This is a genomic window from Frankia sp. RB5 (assembly GCF_059816245.1).
Genome location: NZ_JCBATA010000035.1, coordinates 12,251 through 35,884, shown reverse-complemented (window position 1 = coordinate 35,884; position 23,634 = coordinate 12,251). Strand labels below are relative to the sequence as shown.

18 protein-coding genes are annotated in these 23,634 nt (G+C 73.6%); 5 read left to right on the top strand and 13 right to left on the bottom strand.

What is annotated here, in order from left to right; translation table 11 throughout:
- Positions 1-20: 20 nt before the first annotated feature.
- A complete protein-coding gene (locus tag AC6EXY_RS19015; RefSeq protein WP_243408008.1) occupies positions 21-3,461 on the bottom strand; it encodes a DUF8742 domain-containing protein in 3,441 nt (1,146 codons plus the stop codon).
- A gap of 112 nt (positions 3,462-3,573) precedes the next feature.
- Between AC6EXY_RS19015 and AC6EXY_RS19010 the strand changes: the two genes are divergently transcribed.
- Positions 3,574-6,321: an SNF2-related protein gene (locus AC6EXY_RS19010; RefSeq protein WP_499817666.1), complete on the top strand. Its 2,748-nt coding sequence runs from the start codon at positions 3,574-3,576 to the stop codon at positions 6,319-6,321.
- Here the strand turns inward: AC6EXY_RS19010 and AC6EXY_RS19005 are convergent.
- Together AC6EXY_RS19005 and AC6EXY_RS19000 are read right to left on the bottom strand one after the other, a co-directional pair.
- Positions 6,271-6,423 (bottom strand): hypothetical protein, encoded by a 153-nt coding sequence (locus AC6EXY_RS19005; protein WP_165818617.1) that lies wholly within the window; start codon positions 6,421-6,423, stop codon positions 6,271-6,273. The genes AC6EXY_RS19010 and AC6EXY_RS19005 overlap by 51 nt on opposite strands.
- Before the next feature lie 14 nt (positions 6,424-6,437).
- A complete protein-coding gene (locus AC6EXY_RS19000) occupies positions 6,438-7,376 on the bottom strand; it encodes a hypothetical protein (RefSeq protein WP_499817667.1) in 939 nt (312 codons plus the stop codon).
- Positions 7,377-7,788: 412 nt separating this feature from the next.
- Here AC6EXY_RS19000 and AC6EXY_RS18995 point away from each other — a divergent pair, with 412 nt between their 5' ends.
- The gene (locus AC6EXY_RS18995) at positions 7,789-8,820 is read left to right on the top strand and encodes a DMT family transporter (RefSeq protein ID WP_499817668.1); all 1,032 of its coding nucleotides are present in this window, start codon (positions 7,789-7,791) and stop codon (positions 8,818-8,820) included.
- A 152-nt stretch (positions 8,821-8,972) separates the two neighbouring features.
- Here AC6EXY_RS18995 and AC6EXY_RS18990 read toward each other — a convergent pair whose 3' ends face one another.
- Genes AC6EXY_RS18990 through AC6EXY_RS18980 form a run of 3 tightly spaced genes read right to left on the bottom strand, consistent with a single transcriptional unit; the run spans position 8,973 to position 12,405 of the window.
- Entirely contained in the window at positions 8,973-10,112 is a 1,140-nt protein-coding gene (locus tag AC6EXY_RS18990; RefSeq protein ID WP_499817669.1) for an AIM24 family protein, read from the bottom strand.
- A 48-nt stretch (positions 10,113-10,160) separates the two neighbouring features.
- Complete coding sequence (locus tag AC6EXY_RS18985; RefSeq protein WP_101834674.1) at positions 10,161-10,838, bottom strand: AIM24 family protein; 678 nt, start codon at positions 10,836-10,838, stop codon at positions 10,161-10,163.
- Positions 10,839-10,848: 10 nt separating this feature from the next.
- Entirely contained in the window at positions 10,849-12,405 is a 1,557-nt protein-coding gene (locus tag AC6EXY_RS18980; RefSeq protein ID WP_499817670.1) for a TerD family protein, read from the bottom strand.
- A gap of 177 nt (positions 12,406-12,582) precedes the next feature.
- Here AC6EXY_RS18980 and AC6EXY_RS18975 point away from each other — a divergent pair, with 177 nt between their 5' ends.
- Positions 12,583-13,617 (top strand): aldo/keto reductase, encoded by a 1,035-nt coding sequence (locus AC6EXY_RS18975; RefSeq protein WP_341477289.1) that lies wholly within the window; start codon positions 12,583-12,585, stop codon positions 13,615-13,617.
- Positions 13,618-13,685: 68 nt separating this feature from the next.
- Here the strand turns inward: AC6EXY_RS18975 and AC6EXY_RS18970 are convergent, their stop codons facing one another.
- Positions 13,686-14,255: an Ntn hydrolase family protein gene (locus tag AC6EXY_RS18970; RefSeq protein ID WP_101836433.1), complete on the bottom strand. Its 570-nt coding sequence runs from the start codon at positions 14,253-14,255 to the stop codon at positions 13,686-13,688.
- 301 nt (positions 14,256-14,556) lie between these two features.
- Between AC6EXY_RS18970 and AC6EXY_RS18965 the strand changes: the two genes are divergently transcribed.
- Positions 14,557-15,339 (top strand): sporulation protein, encoded by a 783-nt coding sequence (locus AC6EXY_RS18965; RefSeq protein WP_101836434.1) that lies wholly within the window; start codon positions 14,557-14,559, stop codon positions 15,337-15,339.
- A 25-nt stretch (positions 15,340-15,364) separates the two neighbouring features.
- Here AC6EXY_RS18965 and AC6EXY_RS18960 read toward each other — a convergent pair whose 3' ends face one another.
- Genes AC6EXY_RS18960 through AC6EXY_RS18950 form a run of 3 tightly spaced genes read right to left on the bottom strand, consistent with a single transcriptional unit; the run spans position 15,365 to position 18,337 of the window.
- Entirely contained in the window at positions 15,365-16,297 is a 933-nt protein-coding gene (locus tag AC6EXY_RS18960) for a DUF4097 family beta strand repeat-containing protein (protein ID WP_499817671.1), read from the bottom strand.
- Positions 16,290-17,000: a response regulator gene (locus AC6EXY_RS18955; protein ID WP_101836436.1), complete on the bottom strand. Its 711-nt coding sequence runs from the start codon at positions 16,998-17,000 to the stop codon at positions 16,290-16,292. The genes AC6EXY_RS18960 and AC6EXY_RS18955 overlap by 8 nt, the downstream gene beginning before the upstream one ends.
- Positions 16,988-18,337: a sensor histidine kinase gene (locus tag AC6EXY_RS18950; RefSeq protein ID WP_243408181.1), complete on the bottom strand. Its 1,350-nt coding sequence runs from the start codon at positions 18,335-18,337 to the stop codon at positions 16,988-16,990. Before AC6EXY_RS18950 ends, AC6EXY_RS18955 begins: the two co-directional genes overlap by 13 nt.
- Positions 18,338-18,700: 363 nt before the next feature.
- Between AC6EXY_RS18950 and AC6EXY_RS18945 the strand changes: the two genes are divergently transcribed.
- Entirely contained in the window at positions 18,701-19,027 is a 327-nt protein-coding gene (locus tag AC6EXY_RS18945) for an FKBP-type peptidyl-prolyl cis-trans isomerase (RefSeq protein WP_101836438.1), read from the top strand.
- Between the two features lie 97 nt (positions 19,028-19,124).
- Here AC6EXY_RS18945 and AC6EXY_RS18940 read toward each other — a convergent pair whose 3' ends face one another.
- The 3 genes from AC6EXY_RS18940 to AC6EXY_RS18930 all read right to left on the bottom strand — a co-directional run bounded on the left by AC6EXY_RS18940 (position 19,125) and on the right by AC6EXY_RS18930 (position 23,577).
- Complete coding sequence (locus tag AC6EXY_RS18940; protein ID WP_101836449.1) at positions 19,125-20,315, bottom strand: ABC transporter substrate-binding protein; 1,191 nt, start codon at positions 20,313-20,315, stop codon at positions 19,125-19,127.
- Positions 20,316-20,847: 532 nt separating this feature from the next.
- Entirely contained in the window at positions 20,848-21,420 is a 573-nt protein-coding gene (locus AC6EXY_RS18935) for a hypothetical protein (protein WP_499817673.1), read from the bottom strand.
- Positions 21,421-21,492: 72 nt separating this feature from the next.
- A complete protein-coding gene (locus tag AC6EXY_RS18930; RefSeq protein ID WP_243408182.1) occupies positions 21,493-23,577 on the bottom strand; it encodes a HelD family protein in 2,085 nt (694 codons plus the stop codon).
- Between the last annotated feature and the right edge of the window lie 57 nt (positions 23,578-23,634).

Here is a 23,634-nt window from a genome sequence, read left to right as displayed (position 1 = left end):
AGATCCGTGCGGGGCTTTCGTCAGAAGGGCGCGCGTCCCTTGGCCCAGGTTCGCGCCCAGTCGCCGCGAATTCCGGTGGCGTCGAAGTCGCCGAGCTCGGCACCCGCGAACGGATTGTCGAGATAGCGGACCTCGTCATACCGCGGGCCGCGGGGGTCGACCTTCACCAGCGCCAGCCGGTAGCGCGGCGCGGCATTGCGGCCCGTCATCACCTCGTTGTGGGTGACGAAGAAGTCCCGGGCGCCGGCGACGCGGCCCTTGACCTCGATCCGGACGGTCCCGCCGCCGGCGTCGGTCGACAGGATGTCGAAGCCGACGTTGTTGGGTGGCTGCTCGACGGGTACGCGGCCGAGGTCCCGCTCGCGGGCCATCACCAGATCGACGCCACGGCGTTCGACCTCGCGGGAGCTTCGGGCGTCGAGGGAGGCCGCCGCTGGCAGCTCGGCGGCGAGGCCGGCGGCGGGCAGGACGAGGGCGGCGGCGAGCACGAGCGGCGGCCGGGTCGACATCAGGGCCTGCCGGTCGAGCCGCTCGAGGCGGGCGCGCAGCCGGCCGTCGAGGTCGACGGCCTTGCGGTGCAGGCTCTCCGCGGACTCGCGGGGCCGTTCCCCCGCTCGCTCGCGCTCCGCGGCGAGCCGGGCGTCCATGAGCAGGCGGTCCCGCTCGTCCTCCAGCCGGCGCGTCACCAGCTCGCGGGTGCGGGCGAGCTCCGCGGCCCGGTGCGGGCGGACCTCGGCGAGGTAGCCGGGCAGCTGATGGGTGATGATCCAGCTGACGGCCCGGTCCTCGGCGTCGGCGAGCCAGGGCAGCGCGCGCACGGCGGCGCGCGCCGGCCCGTCGGGAACGGCGACGCAGTCCAGGTAGGGCGCGGGCCCGGCCGGGGTGACGGTGCCGGCGCTGTCGACGTGGGCGTAGCTGAAGCGGCGGGCGACGCTGGTGCCGGTGGCGTCGGCGACCTCCTCGATCACGCCGACCAGCAGGTGCGGCTCGCGCAGCGTCGTCGAGGCCAGGACGGTGCCGTGGTTGAGCGCGCCGCCGAACTGGCGGACGGCCTCCGCGAGAACGGCGTCGTGCAGCGGGTGCCCGGGTGCGAGCAGGTCGGCGCGGACCAGCCCGTCGGGTTCGACCCTGCCGACGTCGAAGGCGACCCGGTCGTACCTGGTCGCGATCGGGCCGTGCCGGCCGGCGCGGACGGGTGGCGGGACCGATCCGATCTCGAACCGGCCCGACTCACGTCGGACGATCCGACCGCCGAGGCGGCCGAACGCGGCCCGGAAGGCGAGCTCGATGTAGTGCGGCTGCAGGCGGCGGGCGTGGGCGGCGTCCATCGCGGCGCGCAGCGCGTCGAGGTCGGCGCCGGCGGGGCTCGAGGTGGCCAGCGCCCGCTCGCGCAGCAGCTCGCGCAGGCCGTCGCCGACGTTGCGGTCGATGACCTGGTGCATCCTGGCCCGCACGTCGGCGCGTTCGCCGTACTGGATGGCCTCCATGAGCAGGTCGCGCAGCGGCGTCTCGGTGAAGGCCTCGCCGAGCACGTCGAAGACCCGCCCGCCGTAGGCCCGGCGCATCTCGTCGACCTTCGCCAGCAGCCGGGTGAACACCTCGCCCTCGCGGGTGTTGGTCGCCAGCAGGTTCCACAGCCGGCACACCTCGTGCTGGCCGATGCGGTGGATGCGGCCGAAGCGCTGCTCGATGCGGTTCGGGTTCCACGGCAGGTCGTAGTTGACCATCAGATGCGCGGCCTGCAGGTTCAGACCCTCACCGGCGGCGTCGGTGGCGACGAGGATCTGGCAGTCGGGGTTCTTGGTGAACTCCTCGGTGATCTGGCGGCGCTCCGCGCGGCGTACCCCGCCGTGGATCGCGCGGACCGCGCCAGGCCGGCCCAGCACCGCGCCGATGCGGGCCGTCAGATAGTCGAGGGTGTCGCGATGCTCGGTGAAAATGATCAGCTTGCGGGGCCGGCCGTGGGCGTCGGGTGCGAGGACGTGGCCGCGCAGGATCTGGCTCAGCTCCGTCCACTTGCGGTCGGTGCCGCTCTCCCGCAACCGCCCGGCGGCCTCGATCAGCACGCCGAGCTCGGTGAGCTCGGCTCCGAGCTCCTCGACCGTCTCGGCGGCGGTGGCCGCGTCGAGCAGCCCGTCCTCCAGCCGCTCGGTCTCCTCGGCGCTGTACTCACCGCCGTCCAGGGCGTCGAGGTCGACGGTGAGCTCCCGCTCGGCGTACCGGCCCGCGAGGATGTCTCGGCGGCGGCGTTCGAGGCGCTCCGCGCGGCGGACGAGGGAGCGGTGGATCGCGTCCGGGCTGGACGCCAGCCGGCGCTGCAGCACCGTGAGCGCGAAGCCGACGGTGGTCCGCCGGGTGCCGCCGATCCGCTCCGCCCGGTTCATGCCCTCCCGGACGTAGGCGGTGACCTGCTCGTACAGGTCGTATTCGAGCGCGGTCAGCTCGTACGGGACGGTCTCGGCGATCCGTTCGGGGAACAGCGCGCGCCCGTCGAACGTGCGCAGATCCTCCTTGACCATGCGGCGCATGATTCCGGACGTGTCGGCCGCCCGGCGCCCGCGGCCCTCGAAACGGTCCCGGTCGAGCAGGGTCAGAAAGAGCTGGAAATCCTCCTCCTTGCCCGAATGCGGGGTGGCGGTCATCAGCAGCAGATGCCGGGTGATGTCGCCGAGGAGCTCACCGAGCTGGAAACGCTTCGTCTTCGTCAGCTTGCCGCCGAAGTAGTGCGCACCCATCCGATGGGCCTCGTCGACGACGACCAGATCCCATTCCGACTCCCTGAGCTGGGCTTTCAACGGCTCGCTGCGGGCGAGCTGATCCATCCGCGCGATCAGCAGCGGGTGGCGCGTGAAGACGTTGACGTGGGCGTCGGCGTCCACCAGCTGCGTCGTCAGCAGGTCGAAACGCAGGCCGAACCGCAGGAACAGCTCGTCCTGCCACTGCTCCACCAGTCCGCCCGGAGTGACGACCAGGCAGCGCGTGACATCCTCGCGCAGGATCAGTTCCTTGACATACAGGCCAGCCATGATCGTCTTACCCGCGCCGGGGTCGTCGGCAAGCAGATATCGCAGCGGCGTACGCGGCAGCAGTTCGCCGTACACGGCGCGGATCTGGTGCGGCAACGGCTGCACGTCACTGGTGGCCACCGCCAGCATCGGGTCGAACAGGCCCGCCAGGGTGATGCGCTGCGCCTCGGCGGCCAGCTTGAAATCCGGCGCGCTCGCGTCGAAGGCGCGCCCGCCCACCCGGGCGACGGACAGTCCCGCCTCGTCCCGGCGGAAGACCACCTGCTGGCCGAGAGCACCGTCGGAACGCTTGTAGGTGAGCTCCAACGCGCTGGCCCCGTGCCACTGCGCGTAGATCACCGTGACCACCTCGGCGGGAATCAGCCCGTCGACGCGCAGCCCCGGCTTGAGCTCCTCCAGCAGCACGAAGTCCTCCCCGATCGGCGAAACGTCCACGCTATCGGAAACGGCCGACCGCACCCCTCCAGCCCGCCATCGAAGCCGCAAAGACCTCGGCCGGCCGGAAAAGATAGTGTTCGCCGCGACGAGCCGGGGGCGTACGGACCAGATGAACAGAACGGAAAGACACCAGCTCGCCCAGACCATCGCGCGGGTCGGCGGCTGGGCGGAGCAGGCGAGCGCCCTGCTGGCCCGGCGCGCGCGCATCACCGAGCAGGTGTCGGCCGCCGCTGGCGAGCTGCGCCGCGCCGTCGTCGAGGTCCCGCGGGACGGCACACCGGCCTGGCAGGTGCTGCCGCTGCGCGGCGAGGACGACGCCCGGCTGGGCGCCCTCGCGCGGGCGGCCCGCGTCCCCGACCTCACCGACCGGGCCGCGCACTACCTGGACCAGCTGACCGGGGAGATCCCCGACGCCGTCCACCAGGCCCGCGCCGTGCTCGGCGCGCGCCGGCTCGTCTCCGGCCGGGCGCGACGCGACGCGGGCGAGCAGGCCGCCGCGTTCCTCGACCAGTACGAGGCCTGGGGCATCGAGCACGGACTGGCGGCCATCCTCGCCGAGCTGACGCCGGACCAGGACGGCACGCGGGGCATCGGTGGCGCGGACGCCCTCGCCGACGACGTCGGCCTCGCCCGGCACCTCGCCCTCGCCGTGGCGCCGGGTCAGCGCGCCAGGCTCGTCGACGGCATCGAGGTGGCCGGGCTGGCCCGGGCGAACGCCGTGATCGCGCGGGCCCTCGGCGACGAGGCCGGCTACCGGGCCGCCGCCGCCCGGGCCGGCGAGCGGATCCGGCGGGCCGAGACGCGCCGCGTGCTCACCGCGATGCCCGTCGCCCGGCTGCGCGAGGCGACCCGCGACCGGCTGAGCATCACCCCGCTGACCGAGGCGGGCATCACCGTCGTCCAGCAGGTGATCGAGCATGGCGCCCGGCTGGAGCACGTCCCGGGCATCGGTCCGACGCTGGCGACGCGGCTGCGCGGCGCGGCCCAGACACTGTGGCAGACGACCTACGACGAGATGCCCGTCCGCATCGACATCCGCCACCGCACCGAGGCGACCACCGAGCTCCTGCGCCGGCTCGGCGCCTGGGACGCGACCCGCCGGCTGCGGGGCGCCACCTGGGACCTGGACCGCGCCCGGGAACTCACCGGACTCGCGGACGCCCTCGAACGCCACCCCGCCCAGCTGGTCGTGTTCCCGGTCGCGCACCTGAGCGCGGCGGACCTCCTCGCCGGCGTACACGCCGTCCTGGCCCGCGCCGCCACCGTCGCCCCGACCAGCACCGCCCCGACCAGCACCGCCCCGACCAGCACCGCGCCCTCCGCCGACCCGTGGGACGACTTCCTGCACCGGCCCGCGGACTACTTCGGCATGCTCGCCGAGCTCGGCTTCGCACCCGAGGACGAGGCGCGGACGCACGGCGACCTGCCCGAGGAGATCGTCGAGGCCGTCCGTGCCCTGTCCCTCAACACCGAGCACCTCACCGTCGGCACGCTGCGCGGCTACCAGAGCTTCGGCGCCCGGTTCGCGCTGGTCCAGCGCCGGGTCATCCTCGGTGACGAGATGGGGCTGGGCAAGACCGTCGAAGCCCTCGCCGTGCTCGCCCACCTGCGCTCCCAGGGCCACCATCACGGCCTGGTCGTCTGCCCCGCCGCGGTGGTCACCAACTGGGTCCGGGAGATCGCCGCGAAGTCGACGCTGCGTCCCCACCGGCTGCACGGCCCGGGCCGGTCCTCCGCGGTCGGCGACTGGCGGCGCGGCGGCGGGGTCGCCGTCACCACCTACGAGACGCTCGGCTGGCTCTCCCCCCATCTCGACGGCGTGGAGCTCGGCTGTGTGGTCGTCGACGAGGCGCACTACATCAAGAACCCGCAGACGAAGCGGTCTGGCGCGGCGGCCGCCGTCCTCGACCGGGCCGAGCGGGCGCTGCTGCTCACCGGCACCCCGCTGGAGAACCGGCTCGACGACTTCGCCGCGCTCGTCCGCTACGTGCAGCCCGGACTCGTCGTCGACACCAGTGGCCTGTCCCCCCGGCTGTTCCGCCGCCAGGTCGCACCGGCCTACCTGCGACGCAACCAGGAGGACGTACTCACCGAGCTGCCCGAGCTCGTCGAGGTCGACGAGGTGCTGCCGATGTCGGGCGCGGACCGGGCCGCCTACCGGGCCGCGGTCGACGCCGGCGCGTTCATGGCCATGCGGCAGGCCGCGATGACGGCCGGGGAGCACTCGCAGAAGGTCGCCCGGCTGGTCGAGATCGTCGCCGAGGCCGAGGCCAACGGTCGGCGGGTGCTCGTCTTCTCCCACTTCCGTGGCGTGCTCGACCTGGTGGCACGCGTGCTGCCGGGGCCGGTGTTCGGCCCGCTCACCGGTTCCGTGCCGGCGGCGCGGCGCCAGCAGGTCGTGGACGAGTTCGCCGCGGCCGGGCACGGCGCCGTGCTGGTCGCGCAGATCGTCGCCGGCGGGGTCGGGCTCAACATCCAGGCCGCGTCCGTCGTCATCCTGTGCGAACCGCAGCTCAAGCCGACCATCGAGTGGCAGGCGATCGCCCGGGCGCACCGGATGGGCCAGGTCGAGTCCGTCCAGGTGCACCGGCTGCTGTCCGACCAGGGCGTCGACCAGCGGATCGGCGAGATCCTGGCGCGCAAGCGGGCCCTGTTCGACGACTTCGCGCGGGAGAGCGCCACCGCGTCGAGCGCCCCCGAGGCGTTCGACGTCTCCGAGGCCGACCTCGCCCGCGAGATCGTCGCCGCCGAACGCGAGCGCCTGTTCAGTGCGGCGAACGGCCCCGACGGCCCGGGCCGCCCGGCGTCAGGCGTCGGCGTAGAGGTCGGCCGCGCCGACGAGGAGGACGTCCCGTGACGCGGCGGCGGCCGCGGTCAGCTGGTCGCTGAAGCCGGCGCCGCTGAAGCACACCAGCCGGGCGGTGGCCGCGCCGCGCTCCCGCGGGGCGGCGCGATGCACCGCCCCGCGGGGATTCAGCTCCCGTCGTTGCCGGTGACCGGTGCGGCCGGCGGGCCGGCCTGACGCCAACGCGGCGCGAGGGTCGGCCGCGGGCAGACCGGCCGCCGGGTACGGGCCGAGCGCGGGATGAAGGCCGCCCCTGGCACGGCGGGCAGCGCCCCCGGCTGGCGCGGGATCCACCCGCTCGGCGGCAGCCCGTGCGACCGGGAGGGACGCGGCACCGGCGCGGGCAGTGGCCCCCGAGGACGCGGCAGCCGAGGCTGCGCCGGCCCGCCCACCTGCCCCGGCTGGGCTGGGACCGGCTGGACTGCCTGGACCGGCTGGACCGGCTGGACCGGCTGGACCGGCGGCAGGGACTGGACCAGTGGCATCGGCTGGGGGGCGGCCGCGGCCGGCTGTGCGCGGGTCGCCGGCCGGGACAGGGGCACGGTCGGAGCGCTCTCGGCCGTCACGCCCTTCTCGTCGTGCTCCACGATCCGCGCACCCGCCGCGTCGCCGGCCGCGCAGGGACCGTCGGCGGCCGGGCCGGGCGACGTCGGTGCGCTGACGGCCGTGGCACGCGGCAGCGCCGGGCCGCCCGCCACTGCCGGCGCGTCGGCGTGGGCGGCCGGGTGATCGTGACTCGTGAAGCCGGGCTGCATCACGATGCCTGGCTGGGTCTCGGCGCTGGCCTGGCGGTCGGCGTCGGCGTCGGCCTGGTCGTGGGCGTCGGCGTGGGTGTCAGCGTGGGCGTGGGCGTCGGAGCGGATGGTGATGGTGGTGGTGATCGAGGCGTGCGGCGTGTCGTGGGTCGTGGGCTCGAGATCGGGATCGGCCGTGTGCCCCGCGGCCGTCCCTTCGGATGGATCACGGTCGTCCGGGGCCCGGTACGGACCGGCCCGGCGGCGCGAGCGCGCCTCGACCACCGCGAGGGCGATCAGGAGTCCCAGCAGAATCGTTGCCGGCGTCAGCATCGCCGTCCTTCCCCCCGCGCAGGTCACCGTGGACCCGCCCCCGCCGGCTCGAAAGGAGGGCGCTGTGGTCCGAACGGTCCCGCGTCGTCGGAATCACGCGGGCAAGTGCCAAGCTACGGATCAACCGCCCGTCCAGAGCCCGAAGTAGTCACACGCTCCTAGCTAGCCGGATCGGGCGATGTAGGTGCCAACGGGTGGCCCGAGACACCCCCGCGGGTCTGGCGGCGCCGGTACCTTCCGCGCCATCGTGTGCGACATGCCTGGTACGGACGAATCACCGCCGGCGCCCGCGACCGCCGCCGCGACGCGATCCTCCGACGAACCCATCCCGCCGCGGGACGAGCCGCCGCAGGACGAGCCGCCGCCGGTAGGCGCCGGCCGCGGCGGCGCCCCCTGAGCGACCGTCCCGACCGTGTCGTCGTTCATCCCGCTCGCCCTGCTCGCCTCCTTCTTGCTGGCGTCCTCGGCGGCGCTGCAGCAGCGGGCCGCCGCCCGCAGCCGCTTCGCCGAACGCGACGATCACCATGTCGCGGTGCCCGGCCCGGGCCACCTGCTCGACCTCGCCCGGGAACCGCTGTGGCTGCTGGGATGGCTGGTGAACGCCGCCGGTTTCGTCCTGCAGGCGCTGGCGCTGCACGCCGGTTCACTCGCCGAGGTGCAGCCGCTCATGGTCACCCAGCTGGTGTTCGCCCTGCCGCTGGGGCTCGTTCGGACCAGGCTGCGGATGGCCCGGGCGGCCTGGTGCGCGGTCCTGGCGATCTGCGCCGGACTCGCGCTGCTGCTCAGTGTCCAGGCCCGCCTGCCCGCACAGGCGCCACTGAACGAGCATCGACTGCCACTGGCGGTGGCGGTGATCGTGGTGCTGGCGGCGCTGCTCGTGGGCTCGTCGTTCGGCCGCCGACCCCCGGTGCGGGCGGCGCAGTTCGGCACGGCGGCCGGTCTGTTCGTCGCGCTGAGCGCGCTGCTGCTCAAACAGACGACTGATGTGACCCTCGCGAACGGGTTCCACGCAACAGTCGCGCAGTGGTTTCCGTATGCCCTGTGCGGGGTCACACTGACGAGCCTGTGCCTGGGCCAGATGGCCTACGCGGTGGGTCCGCTCGCCGCTGTCGTCACCGCGATGACCATTACCAACCCGACCGCCGCCTACCTGCTGGGTGTCCTCGTGTTCGGCGTGCCCTGGCCGAGCGACCCGGGCGGGGCGCTCGGCCTCGCCGTCGCGGCGACGCTGGTCGTCGGCGGCGTCATCCTGCTCTCCCGGGCCAGCGCCGTCCCGCGCCCCCGCCGCGCGGACACCCGCCAGAACCTCGACCTGACGCGTTCTCCGGACAGCCGACCGACCCGCTCCGGGACGACAGCCGGCAGGTTCGCGAACCCGTTCGGTGTCGCCAGGAACGTCATCAACCGCACACGCCCGGCCGACGCGCTACCGAAAAGGCGATGACGGCGGGCTGGAGCAGCGTTCTGGCCGCGCCACGGAGGCATGTGTCGCGACCAGGGGGACGAACCAGACACGCCACGCCGAGCTCGCGACACGGCGCCGCTGTCCCCCGCACGCGCTTCCCCACCCGTGGGAAGTCCGCCACGGACGTCGGTTCAGCGGTTGCCGAACAGGCCGCCGAGGCCGCCGCCGAGGTTGCCGAAGCCACCGCCCTGCTGCTGGCCGCCGTGCCCGCCGAGCTGGTTGCCGCCGAAACCCTGGTCGCCGAAGCCGAAATGGCCGGCCGCGCCGGCGCCGGCCAGCGCGTTGTACGGCGGTAGCAGCTCGCAGGGCTGCACGATCACGTAGCCGTCGCCGGAGAACTGCATCTGCCAGCTCTCCCCGGTGTTGCCGCGCGGGCGCCACACCGACGACGACGTCACCGCCGCCTGCATCGACACCTGCAGGCTCGACGACCAGCCGACGACCGCGTCCGCGTCCGCGAAGTAGTAGTTCTGGTGGGTCACCCGCATGACCAGCGGCGCGCCGGAGGTGCATACCGCGACGCGGCCGGTGCCGCGCAGCTCGACCTGGTAGGAGCCGACGCCGGCGATGCCGACCTGGCTGTCGACGCGGACCAGGTCCCAGTTCAGGTCGGAGTTGAACGCCAGCACGTTCTTGCCGTCGACGGTCAGCCCGTCGTAGCCGTCGAGATCGAGCAGGTGGATGTCCTGCGCCTGGTTGGCGAGGAAGACCGTGCCGGAACCGGAGACCTGCATGAGGTTGAGGCCCTCGCCGCCGCTGAAGAAGCTGCGGAACTGGCTGCCCCAGCCCTCCCAGTGGCCGTCGAAGTTGACGCCGCCCTGGTAGGCGACCATCGCGCCCTTGCGGGCGTAGAACTCGCGCATCCCGCGGCCGAGCGCCGCCCGCAGCATCTTGCCGTTCTGCAGGCTGAACGGCTCCTCGGAGGGGCGCTCGGGGTTGTCCAGCAGGCTGCTGCGGATCCCGCCGGCCGGCCCGCCGGCCCCGGGAGCGCCCGGAGCCCCCGGCGGCACACCCGGGCCACCCGGATAGCCGCCGCCGGGCGGGGGCGGCGGGGGCGGCGGATAGCCGGGCGCGGCGCCCGGGTAGCCCGGCGCGCCGCCGGGAGCCGGCGGGTATCCACCGCCCGGATATCCACCGGGCGCGGGTGGGTAGCCGCCGCCAGGACCACCCGGGTAGCCGGGCCCGGGCGGCGGGTAGCCGGGGCCGCCCGGACCACCGGGGTAGCCGCCGCCGGGACCACCCGGATGTCCGTACGCTCCGCCGTGCGTCATGGCCACATCCTCCCCGACTCCCCCGGACCGTCGTTCGTCATCGTCGGCTCAGCCCCGCAGCGACAGGTTGGGGCGCTCGTCCTCGCTCGGCTGGACGACGACGAAACCCTGCCCGGAGAACCCGAGCTGGAACGCCTCGCCGGAGCCACGGCCGATCAGCCCGCCCAGGCGGGCCGTGCGCCGCGGCTCGACCCGCAGCCCGTCGGTGTAGGCGACGAGCGCGTCGGTGTCGACGTACGTCGGCGCCTCGCGGGTGTCGAGCACGATCGGACTGCCCTTCGCCGTGAGCGCCACCCAGCCGTGACCGCGCAGCACCACGTTGAACATCCCCATCCCGGACAGCATCGTCACTCCGCGCACCCGCTCGATCTTCCAGTCGAGCTGGGCGTCGAAGGCCAGGATGTTCTTGCCGTTGACGGACAGGCCCTCGCCGGCGAGCTGCGCGACGATGACCTCCTTGCCGTAGTCGGCGAGGTAGAGCAGGCCCTGGCCGGTGGCGGTCATGAGCGGCACGCCCTCGCCGGTGGCCCAGGAGGAGGCCATCCGACCCAGCTGCGGCGGCTGCGGGTTGAAGTCGATCAGGCCCTCGTAGGCGATCATGGAGCCGGTCCGGGCGAACAGGTCCTGCCCGGGGTTCATGACCACTTTGACGATCTTGGAGCCGTGCCTGCTCATCCGCTCCATGACGGGCGTCGGCCCGTAGTGCTGGATCAGGCTGCCCTGCACGCGATCCTCCTCAGACCTCGTAGGGCTGGACGACGACGAAGTGGCCGGCGAACCCCATGAACTGCAGCGCCAGCGCCTCGCCGCTGCTGCCGGCGTAGATCTGCCGGGAGATCCGCACCTGGGTGGACACGCTGACCCGCATCCCCGTCGTCCAGGCGACCAGCGCGTTCATGTCCGCGAACGTCGGTCCCTGCACGGGCAGCGTCATCGGCGAGCCCTTGGTCATCACGACCACCGAGCCCGGCCCGGACACCTCGAAGTGGAACAGCCCGCCGCCGGGGATGCCGGGGCTCTCGATGCGCCGGACCTCGGTGCGCACGGTGGCGTCCATCGCCAGCAGGTTGTTCGCGTTGATGCAGATCGACGAGTTCCCGAGCTCCACGATGTGCAGGTCCGAGGCGTCGTGGGCGAGGAACACCTCGCCGGAACCCTTGCAGGTCATGAGCTTGACGCTCTGGCCGGTCAGCTTGCCCTCGATGAGGCCGCGCAGCCCGGAGCCCTTGTAGTCGAACTCGACGTTGCCCTGGTAGGCGACCATCGACCCGCGCAGGGCCAGGGCGTCCTCACCGAGGGTGACCTTCACCAGCTTGCCGTTCTGCTGCGTCCAGCGGCCGGCCGTGGCCACCTCGCGATACGGGGCGAGGCTGTTCATCGCCCCCGGCGCAGTGGGCTGGACCTGCGACGGCAGCGGTTCGGGGCCGCCGAAGGCCGCCGCCGGCATGCCCGCGCCGGGCGGAGCCCCCCGTCCCGGATGACCGCCGCCCGGACCCATGCCCGGGGCCCCGGCGTAGGCGGGCTGGCCCGCGGGCGGGCCGCCGTAACCGGGCGCCGGTTGCCCCGCGGCGGGAGCTCCATAGCCCGGGGCCGGCTGACCCGCGCCGGGCGCGCCGTAGCCGGGGGCCGGCTGACCGGCGCCGTAGCCCGGGGCGGGGGCGCCCCCGGGAAGCGGGGGCGGAGCGGCCGGTGGGGTGGCCGGCGGAGCGGCCTTGCGCTGGTCGTGGAACGGCTGCGCCGGGGCGGGCGCGGGCGGCGGGGGCTCCTCGGCGGCGACCTCGCCGCCGTAGGAGCGGATCAGCTCGGCGAGGCCGCCCTGGAACCCCTGGCCGACCGCGGCGACCCGCCACACGCCCTTGCGGTAGACGTCAGCGATCATGACCGCGCGCTCGCTGGTGAAGTCGGCGCCGGTGAAGGCGTACCGCAGCACCTCCGCACCACCGACCACGATCCGCAGGTAGCCCCCGCTGATCGCCGACGCGCTGCCGGCGCCGTCGAGCGCGGCGCAGAACGACAACCGGCCGATCGTGGTCGGCACCCGGTCGAGCGCGACCTGGAAGCCCTGGGTGTCCCCGCCCTGCGGGCCGACGATCCGGATCGACTGCTCCGGGGAGGCCGGCTGGTTGAAGAAGACGAAGTAGCGGTCGTCGGAGAGACGGTCGTCGCCGTCGAGGCCGAAGCAGGAGATGTCCCACTCGCCGGGCGCGCTGATCTGGATGCCGACGTAGAGGTCGGTCCCCTGCGTGAGCGCGGACAGCTGCGCCTTCTGCCCACGACTGAACTGGGTGGCCAAGGCACTCCCCTCAACTCGCCCCGCGAACCGGGCTGCGGGCAAACTAGCAGCTACCCACCGGTCCGGCCGCACGCGCCGCTCCCTGGACGCTGTCGGACCTGGGACATGTACGGCACCGTCACCCGCACACGCCCACCAGCGTGACATCTCCTCTCGCGGCCGGCGGGCAATGTGTCGTTGACTGGACCAATGCGCTACGTCGACCACAGTGTCACCACAAGCACCAAGCGGATCTCCAAGATCGGGCTGGGTACCTGGCAGTTCGGCTCCCGGGAGTGGGGATACGGCAACGACTACGCCGGCACGGGCGCCGCGCTCGTCGTCCGCCGCGCCCTGGAGCTGGGGATCACCCTGTTCGACACCGCCGAGGTCTACGGCCTGGGTCGCAGCGAGCGGATCCTCGGCGCGGCGCTCGCCGCCGACCCGGACGCGGCCCGGGACGCGTACGTCGCGACGAAGATCATGCCGGTGCTGCCCGTCGGCCCGGTCGTCGAGCAGCGCGCGGTCGCCAGCGCCCACCGCCTCGGCCTGCGCCATCTGGATCTCTACCAGGTCCACCAGCCGAACCCGGCGATCCGTGACGGCGCGACGATGCCCGGCATGCGGGCGCTACGGGCGGTCGGGCTCGTCGGCGACGTCGGGGTGAGCAACTACCCGCTGGCCCGCTGGCAGGCGGCGGACGCGGCGCTGGGCGCGCCGGTGCTGTCCAACCAGGTGGAGTACAGCCTGGCCCGGCCGCGCCGCGGCGCCGCGCTGCTCGACTTCGCCGCGCGGGAGTCCCGGATCGTCATCGCCTACAGCCCGCTGGGGCAGGGCCTGCTGTCCGGGCGCTACGACGCCACCCATCGGCCCAGCGGCCGTGTGCGCTCCGTCAACCCGCTGTTCCTGCCGGACAACCTCGTCCGCGCCACGCCGCTGCTCGACGTGCTGCGCGACGTCGCGGCCGGGCACGGCGCCACGCCCGCACAGATCGCCCTGGCCTGGGCCATCCACCATCCGCAGGTGGTGGCGATTCCGGGGGCCTCGGGCGTCGCCCAGGTCGAGAGCAACGCGGCGGCCGCCGAGATCGCGCTGACCAACGACGAGTACGCCGCGCTGACCACCGCGTCGGACCGGTTCACCCCCGTGGCGGGCAGGGCCGCCTTCACCGCCGTGGCCGGCGAGACCCTGCGCGGCGCCGGGATCCCCTGGAAGACGGGCCGGAAGGCCTGACGCCACACCGATCCCATGCCGAGCCCACGCCGAGCCTCGCGGGACGTCCCGCGTGGCTCGGCGTGGGATCAGGGGGCGCGCACCGTGCCGTCGGGGGCGTAGACCTCGTCGGAGGAGATGATGTGGAACGGCGCGCACACCCCCGTCGAGTGGTGCGACGCCGCTTCCAGGGCCTGCCGCACCCGGTGTTGCGGATCGAGGCCGCGGGTGCTGTACAGCGAGCCGCAGGCGTACTCGTCGCCACTGCCGACCGCGTAGTACTCGTCGACGCTGCGCCCGATCTGGTAGTCCGAGTCGATCCGGTACAGATGGCCGCGGATGCCGACCAGGAACAGCCCGCCGCTCTCGTTGCCGGACTCGTTGCGGGCGAAGCCCCCGTCGCGCAGGCAGTCGCGGACCACGGCGATGAACTCGGTCGCCATGAAGCGATCGAGGTCCCAGTCCTGCGGAACGGGTGGTACGAGGCTGTAGCGGAGCAGCTGGCCCATCCGGAACGAGTCGGTGAACCCCATGATGAACTCACCGTTGCGGAAAACCTTGGTATCCGCACGCACAGTGATGGACCAACCGGCTACACCGGCGCTGTCCCCACCGATCACGACCCGGCCGTCCTGCTGTACCCCGACGATGCAGGTCACGATGCGGAATGGTACCGGTTCGCCCCGCAGGCGAATGCCCCACCCCGTCGCTGTCCGCCGCCTTCGTCACGGACCGTCCCGTCCGTCCGGACCGAGGGCGTGTCGCCGGCGCGCCGGCCGTCGGGCCGGGTGGCCGGACGGCCGCCGCGGCGGTGTGCGAGCGTGGTCGGGACGACCGCGGCGGGACGGGACATCCCGCTGCCGGCGGGACATCCCGCCCACGCGGTCGCCACCCTGGGGCGCACGCCCCGGGACCTGCACAGACGGCTGACCAGACAACCGGGGAAGGAACAAACGCCCGATGGGGATGAAGCGCTTCATGTCGCGCCTCGGCGTAGGCGGCGCCGAGGTCGAGACCGTGCTCGACCGGCCGGAGACACAGCCGGGCGCCGTCGTCACCGGCACGACGACGATCACCGGCGGCAAGGTCGACCAGCAGATCGAGAAGGTGCTCGTCGCGCTGGAGGCGACCGTGGAGGTCGAGCGGGGTGACGAGACCTGGTACGAACAGGTCACCTTCGGCAGCCAGCAGATCGGCGGTGGATTCACCATCCGCGCCGGGCAGCAGATCAGTGATCGTTTCGGGCTGGCGGTGCCCTGGCAGACGCCGATCACCGACGTCGGCGGCTGGCACCTGCGCGGGATGAAGATCGGGGTGCGCACGAAGCTCGCGATCCCCGGGGCGGTCGACCCGGGCGACCTCGACCCGGTGGCCGTGCACCCGCTGCCGATCCAGGAGGCGGTCCTGGCCGCGCTCGGCGACCTCGGCTTCCACTTCCACTCCGCCGACGTCGAGAAGGGCCACCTCGGCGGCTCCGAGCTGCCGTTCTACCAGGAGATCGAGCTGAAGCCGTCCGGCGAGTACGCCCGGCGGATCCGCGAGCTCGAGGTGACGTTCCTCGTCGACGGCGCCGGCACCGACGTCGTGCTGGAGGCCGACCGCCGCGGCGGCCTGCTGTCCGCCGGCGGCGACGAACTCAGCCGCTTCCGACTCGCCCACCACGACCTCGACCGCCGATCGCTCGCCGGCCTGCTGAACCAGCAGCTCGAACACCTCGGCCGCCGCCGCGGCTGGTTCCGCTGAGGGACGCGCTGGCCGGCACGGCCACTCAGGAGTCGTCCCGGTAGGTGATGACAACATCACCGGAGGAGGTCGTCGCCCGTATCCGCCGGCTCGCGGCCGGGTCCTGGCGGATCTCCACCTCCCGACGTCCCGAGTCTGTGGACGCGTCGGTGGCGTACAGCTCGTTTCCCCGCGGCAGCGTCACCCACACATCCCCGGAGGAGGTGTGCGCGTCCAGGTCGTCCGGTGGCACGAGCTGATGGATCCGGACGTCGCCGGAGGAGGTGGAGGCGCGCAGCCGGCGCGACCGTGCGTCGCCGACGCTGATGTCGCCCGAGCCCGTGGACGCGTCGAGCCGTCCGCCGGGACGGTGCACCAGGACGTCACCGGAGGACGTGGCCAGCACGGCGTCGCCGGTGAGGTCGTCGGCGATCAGGTCGCCGGAGGAGACGCGGACGTCGGCGCTGGCGCCGGGGGGCAGGGTGAGGTCGTAGTCGACCGAGCAGTCCCAGACCTGGTGGCAGTCGGCGGCGATGCGGACCGTGTCGCCGTCGACGCGGGTGTCGAGGCGGGGCTGGTCCACCAGACCGGACAGCCGGGCGACCATCGACACCCCCGCGCCGGCCGCGGAGCCCGGTGGTTCCATGTCCGGGTCCCGCGTGTGCAGATGGACATCGCCGCTCGGGGCCCGCACGACGACGTGGGTCACCGAGGCCGCGAACTCGCGGTGTTGGACCACATGTTCGCGCCCGGTGGTGCCGTCGATCACGCCGAGCCCGGCGAACACGGTGAGCCCGAGGGCGCACACGCCACCCGCGGCCAGGGCGAGCACCCTCCCACGGCGCGGCGGCGGGCCGACCGGTGGGAGTCCCGGCGGCAGGTCGACGGCGACGGCACCGCGGGCGCCGGCGTCCGACGGCGTGGGACCCGGCGCCAGAGAACCAGGCGGCAGAGAACCAGGCGGCAGGGAATCAGACATCGTGGGGTCCCCTCGTGGTGTCCGGCGCGGCCGCCGGGCGGTCAGCGGTGGCGTCGGTCGAGTCGAGGAAGCGCAGGACGGCGAGTACGCGGCGGTGGTCGTCCTCGGCGACCGGAAGATCAAGCTTGGTGAAGATGCTGGTGACGTGCTTCTCGACGGCCCGCTCGGTGACGACGAGTGAGGCGGCGATCGCGGCGTTCGACCGGCCCTCGGCCATCAGCCGCAGCACCTCGCCCTCCCGCCGGGTGAGGCGCTCCAGCGGATCGCGCCGCCGCGAGCGGACGAGCAGCTGGGTGATGACCTCCGGGTCGAGCGCGGTGCCGCCGGCGGCGACCCGGCCGAGCGCGGCGTGGAAGTCCGCCACGTCGGAGACCCGGTCCTTGAGCAGGTAGCCGACGCCGCGGCTGGCCTGCCCGGTGATGAGGTCGACCGCGTAGCGCTCCTCGACGTACTGGGACAGCACGAGCACGCCGACGTCCGGCCACTGCCGGCGCAGCACCAGCGCGGCACGCACGCCCTCGTCGACGAAGGTGGGCGGCAGGCGCACATCGACGACGCACACGTCCGGCGGCGCGGCGGCGACCGCGCGCAGCAGGCCCTCGGCGTCGCCGACCGCGGCGGTGACGGTCGTGCCGAGATCCTCCAGCAGTCGGGTGAGCCCCTCCCGCAGCAGCACCGAGTCCTCGGCGATCATGACGCGCACGGCATCTCCAGACGCAGGGTGGTGCCGAGCCCGGCCGGGCTGGACAGGGTGAAGGTCCCGTCGACGGCACGGGCCCGGTCACGCAGGCCGGCCAGCCCGCTGCCGCGGTCCTCACGGGCACCGCCGCGGCCGTCGTCGGCGACCTCGACGACGAGCCGGCCGCCGCCGCGGCGCACGACGATCCGGGCCCGCGTGGCCGTCGCGTGCCGGGCGATGTTGGTCAGTGCCTCGGCGACGAAGAAGTAGGCGACGGCGTCGGCGTCCTGGTCGCGCCCCTGCCCATCGTCGACGTCGACGGTGACCGGCACCGGGCAGCGGGCGGCGAGCCCGGACAGGGCGGCGTCCAGACCGCGGTCGGTGAGCACGGAGGGATGGATGCCGCGGGCCAGATCCCGCAGCTCGGCCAGCGCCCGCTTGGTCTCCGCGTGCGCCTCGGCGACCAGGCCGGCGGCACCGTCCGGGTCGCGCTCGAAGCGGGTCTGCGCCCGGCCGAGGGTCATCGCGACGGCGACGAGGCGCTGCTGGGCGCCGTCGTGCAGGTCCCGTTCGATGCGCCGGCGCTCGGCGGCGGCCGCGGCGACCATCCCGGCCCGGCTGGACTCCAGGTCCTCGACCCGCTGGGCCAGCAGTTCCTCGCCGCGCGGTGACAGCAGCCAGCGGGCCACCCGGTGGTGGGCGAACGCCAGCCCCCGGGCCAGCCACGGCGCGGCGAGCAGCGCGGCGACGCCGAGCCCGACGTGCAGCGCCACCGATCCGCCGTAGCCGAGGTCCCTCCCGAAGATCCGCTCGCCGGCGCTGAGCGTGAAGCCGTAGGCGGGAAACAGCAGGAACGCGAGCCCTCCGCCCCAGGCGACGAACAGCAGCCAGCCGCCGAGCCAGCCGAACACCGGCGCCACGACCAGCGTGTAGACGACGTTCAGCCAGCTCCCGCCGACGCTGAGCCGGCGCAGCTCCCCGCCGAACCGGCCGAACCGGCCGTACCTGCCGTCCGGGCCCCGGGTCGGCGTGGGCCGCAGCGGCAGCTGCCAGCCCAGCATCGTCTCGAACCGCCACGCGTCGACCCGGGTGGACAGGCGCGCCGTGAGCAGCCCCGCCCAGATCAGCGGCACCCCGGCCAGCGCCACCAGCAGCAGCGGCACCCCCACCACGGTGAGGATGAGCACCGTCAGGAAGGCCGGCACGGCCAGGACGGCGGTCAGCGCCGTGAACGCCGTGCTCGTCCACGCCGGCCCCGCGTAGGTCGCCCGCAGTACGCCCCACACCCCGCCGGGTGACCCGCCGGCCGCGGCCAGGCCACCGCCCCGATGCACCGTGCTCACCATCGCCCGCTTCCTCACGGCCCGCTTCCTCACGTCCTCGCTCACGCCGCCGCGCCCTCCCCCGGGCGGCGACGGCTCTCCGCGCGCCCTGCGACGCGTCTGATCAGACGGTAGATCGGCGGCCACGCGCCGACGACGGAGCTGCCTGGCCAGTCCGCTCGGGGGTTACCCGCACCAGCGGTCGTTCGGTGACCAACGCGGGCGATCGCGGTCGGCGGCCGGGGAGAGGCGTGGCGAGAACTGGCATACTCGCTGGCGCATCTCCGGATCGAGACCGATACGCCACGAACGGCGGTGGCCCGCCCGAGCGGGTGAGGTCGGGCCGGCGAGGGTCGCCGGCCGGGACCGGTCCGGAGCCGTCCACGACGAGAGGCTTGGCACATGGGTGTATCGATCGAGACCCTTTCCCCGGGTGATGGGAAGACCTTCCCGAAGAAGGGCGACACGGTGACGATCCACTACGTCGGCACCCTGCGCAGCGGCAAGGTCTTCGACTCGTCGCGGGACCGGGGAACCCCGTTCACCACCGAGATCGGCGTCGGCCGGGTGATCCGGGGCTGGGACGAGGGCGTTCCCCAGCTCTCCCTCGGTCAGAAGGCCGTGCTCACCATCACCTCGGACTACGGCTACGGCGCCGGCGGCTTCCCGCCCGTCATCCCGCCGAACTCCGAGCTGCTCTTCGAGGTGGAACTGCTCGGCATCTCCTGAGCCGCCCCGGCCCGGCCCGGCGGGCGAACGCGTCCCCGACCGGGCCGGACCCCGGCCGTGGGGCACGCGGCGCGCGCGTGGCGCGGCGGCACCGCCGTCAGGGCGTGAGCGCGGCGCCGCACAGGCGTGTCTCGCCCGGGCCGAAGGCCGTGCCCGCACTGTTGACCTGGACGTAGTCGTAGCAGGTCGTGGGCTTCGCATAGCCGTCGCGGATGTTGATCGGCGCGATGAGACCGTCCGCGTCGTAACGCGTGACCGCGTGCAGGGCGTCGATGACCCGCTGCCCGCTCGGGCACGGACCGGCCAGCTCCAGTCCGCGGACGAACATGTCGGCCGAGATGTAGGAGAGCATGGCCGTGTCCTGCCTGGGTTCCAGGACCTGCGGCGCGAAGTGACGCATCGCGTCCAGGTAGCGGCCGATCGCCGGGCCACCGGCCTCGAAGGGCCGGTAGAACAGGGGCACCGACACCCCCGCCATCGCCGGTCCGGACTTCCGCAGCAGCTGCTGGTCGTACCCGGAGATGGCGAGGATGACCTTCGGATCATGGCCGGCGGCGCGCAGCGCCCGCAGGATCTGGATGAAGTCCGCCTGGTTCATGACGCTGACGATGGCGTCCGGGTCGCTGGCGGCGACCCGCGCGGCGAACGACTCCGGTGTGTCGGCGCCCGCCGTGTAGGAGAGGTCGTCGACGACCTGTACGCCCGCCGCCCGCAGGCTGCGCGCGTACTGTCCCGCGGTGAACGAGGCACCCGCGGACAGGTCGGTGTGCACGATCACCGCACGCGTGCCGCCGCGCGAGCGCACGAACCGTCCATGGGTGTCGACGGGGTCGCTGGCCGTGTACGCGAAGGAGAACATGTTCCGGTGTGTCAGCCAGTCCGGCTCGATCGCGACGCCGGTGACCGGCATGTTCGCCCGGCTGAGGGCGTCGGCGCCGCCCGGCGACCCGAAGGTCGTCTCGATGACGCCGAACACGTTCCGGCCGCCGACGAGGGAGTCGGCGGCGATGCTGTTGCGCCGGCGGTCGGACTGGTCGTCCCGCCACTCGTAGGTGATCTTCCTGCCGTGCACGCCACCGGCGGCGTTCGCGGCGCCGAGCCGCGCGTCGATCCCGGCCCGCACCCCGGCGAAGAACGACGACTCCGCTCCGGTGTCCGGAAAGATCACGCCGAGGTTGATCCGGCTCGGGTCGACGCCGGGAGCCGTGCACGAACCCGTGTCGGCGGATGACTCCCCCGACGAGCACGCCGCGGCCCCCAGAAGCGTTATCGCGACCACGGTCAGCATCACCGGCAAAGCAGGACGGCGGGTACGCACGAGACCTCCGGAACGGAAAGCCCGACCACGACAGGGCCCCACCTCACGTTCCCCGACCGGCACGCCGCCGGATTTCCTGATCACGCCAGCACCAGCAGCCGGGCCACCAACGCCGAACGCGCGCCGGAGAACGCGAGACGGGCTTTACGTGGCGTAAAGATACCGGAGTCCTGGCCGACACGCAGCTCACGGTCGGCCGGCGACAGGTTTTTGGTCCCGGACTCTTTTCCGACGTGACCGGAAGACCTTTTTTCACCGCACCATCGGGCCGCCGTTTCCAACTCCAGCGAGAGGGTGGACCGTTCTTTTCGTAACGGCCGTCAAACGAATCTCCCTACCCACCACGACCTATTCTCCGCTGGACCCCTTACGGGCCCAGCCGTCATGGCCCGCACACATGTCCCGGCATGAAGTGGACGCGACTGACGTCGGCCTACGGAGTGACGTCGGCCTACGGGGTCACGAAGGCACAGCCCGGTCCCGCGTGCGATCCGAAAGCAGATCACCCGGCGACGCCGGTGGCCGCGAGGGCTGTTCGGTGGTCCTTGGACCAGGGAGGCCCCAGCAGGGATCGCGGGCCGTGCAGCACGCCCGTCGCCCGGTCGCCGAGCAGGCGCGTCGCCTCCCGTTCCACGTCCTTCGCGGAGTAGTGATGCACGGCCCAGCCCCGGTTGCCGGCGAGCTCGGCGAGGATCTGGCAGTACATCACGGAGTCGGCGCGGCTCTCGAACGGCACCCGCCGCTGGAGGGCGATGTCCGTGGGGAAGTCGGCCGGCCAGGCCCGCAGCGACATCGACACGATCGGTGCGGCCACCACGACCGCAAGCTCTTCCAGCGCGCTCGACGCCGTTCGTGACACCGACGCGCGAACCGTCGCCACCAGGTCGGCGAGTGCGCCGTCGGTCAGCGGCTCACCCGTCCGATGCAGCGCGTGCGGCCCGCCGTCGTGGTGGATGGGCGCGGCGGGCAGACCGGGCTCGATCAGCTCGATCCGCCGGCGGTCGACGACTCGGTGGTCCGCCGAGGCCGTGACGGCCACGGCCCAGCCGAAGTGATGAGCGATGCCGAGGCGCACTCCCCCGATTCTGCCGGCCGAGCCGCCCGCACCCAGGCCACCCAGCAGCCACGGTGTGGCTCAAGTCTCGACCTACGGCACAGTCCGGTCGCTCGACCGCGACCGCAGGTGGACAGGGAGCTCGCCGGTGTGGATCACGGCGAGGGAGGTGACCGCCCGGGTGAGAGCGACGTAGAGCCGCCGCAGGCCGGCGGTCGGATCGTGTTCGGCGTCGATGACGGCCGCCGGCTCGACGAGCACCACGTGGTCGAACTCCAGCCCCTTGGCGAGCGAGGCCGGTACCAGGCTCGCCCGCCCCGGGGCCTGCGTCCCGCCCAGCTCGACAAACGGGAGGCCGGCGTCGGCCAGGGCCGTTGACAGCGCGGCCACGTCGCCGTCGGCGGCGATCACCGCCGTCACCCCCTCGCCGCCCAGCGTTCGGCGGGCGTGGTCGAGGACCAGCCCGGCGCACCGCCCCGGCTCGGCCCGCACCAGCGTCAGCGACCCCGGCACCGAGCGCGCGGAGCTCGCCGCGGACAGCTCCGGCGCGATGTGCGGGAGCAGCCGGTTCGCGAACGACAGGATCTGCGCGGGCACCCGGTAGCCACGGGTCAGCACCTCCAGGTGGGCGGTCGGCTTACCCATCTGCTCCAGCGTGTGCGCCCAGGACGTCGACGCCCACGCGGTGGTGCCCTGGGCGAGGTCACCGAGGACGGTGACGGAGCCGCCGTCGCACCGACGGCCGAGCGCCCGGCACTGCAGGGCGGACAGGTCCTGGGCCTCGTCGACGATCACATGGCCGAACGCGGGCACCCGCTCGATCAGATCCTGCGCCTCGTCGACGCAGTAGGCGTCGGCCAGCGACCAGCGGGCCGTGCGCACGGTGCCGGCCGGCGCGTGCTGGCGCAGCAGGCGCTGCTCGTCCGCGTCCAGCAGCCCGTCGGCGGCCGCCTCCAGGAACGCCGGATCGGTGTACAGCCGGTGCAGCAGGGCCGCGCCCGTGTTCTTCGGCCAGATCGCCGCCACCGCGTCGCGGATCGGTCGGCTGCGGGCCAGCGTCTCCAACGCCCCGTCGGTGAACGAGTGGCCGCCCGCCTCCGCCCGCAGGCGGATCGCGGCGGCGAAGCGCCGGCCGAGCATCTCCCGCCCGGCGCCGTAGCGCAGGGAGCCGCCCCGCACCGCGGCGAGGATGTCCGCGGCCTCGTCGGTGCCGATCGTCCAGAGCCCCATCCGGGTGGCGACGCGCACCGGGCCGGTCGGCACGCCGACGCCGCCGCTCAGGGCCCGGGCCAGGACGTCGGCCATACGCGCGTCTCCCTTGAGCGCCGCGAGCTCGTCCGGGTCGACCGCGCGCACCGGGACCGCCGTCGGCAGGTCGGCGACGCTGGTCTGGGTGACGGTGAACTCGCCGAGCGAGGGCAGCACGGCGGCGATGTAACCGAGGAACGCCCGGTTCGGCCCGACGACCAGGACTCCGGACCGCTTCAGCTGCTCACGGTAGGTGTAGAGCAGGTAGGCGGCACGGTGCAGGCCGACGGCGGTCTTCCCGGTGCCCGGCGCGCCCTGGACGCAGATGCTCACGCCGAGGTCGGCCCGGACGATCTCGTCCTGTTCCGGCTGGATGGTCGCGACGATGTCCCGCATCGGTCCCGACCGGGGACGCTCGATCTCCCGCCGCAGCAGGTCCCCGGAACCACCGGCCTCGGCGTCCGCGGCCGCCGGCCGGGTCAGCGGCTCGTCCTCGAAGGCGGTCAGCTCGCCGCCGTCGTGGCCGAACCGGCGCCGGTTGACCAGGCCCATCGGGTCGCCGGGGTGGGCACGGTAGAAGGGGCGGGCTACCTCGGCCCGCCAGTCAACCACCAGCGGATCATCACCTGCCGCCTCACGGACGTGGCGGCGCCCCAGGTAGACGCGCTGCCCCGGCAGCGACGCGGCGTGCGGATCGTGGTCGACGCGGGCGAAGAACAGTGGCGCCGACCCGTCGTCGCCGGCGAAGGTGGCGAGCCGGCGCTGCCGGTCGAGTCGCAGGTAGGCGTTGGTCACCTTGTCCGCGAACGGGTCGCCCTCGGCGATCGTCGTCCGCTCGACCTGCTCGCGCATGCCGCGCAGGGCGCGCTGGCTGCGCCGCAGGTACCGGCGCTCCGCCCCCAGCTCCGTGTCGTCGTCGCCGGCGTCCACCGAACCTCCAAGCTTTACCCGGTAAAAGTTCCGACCGGGACAAGACTACCCATGCCC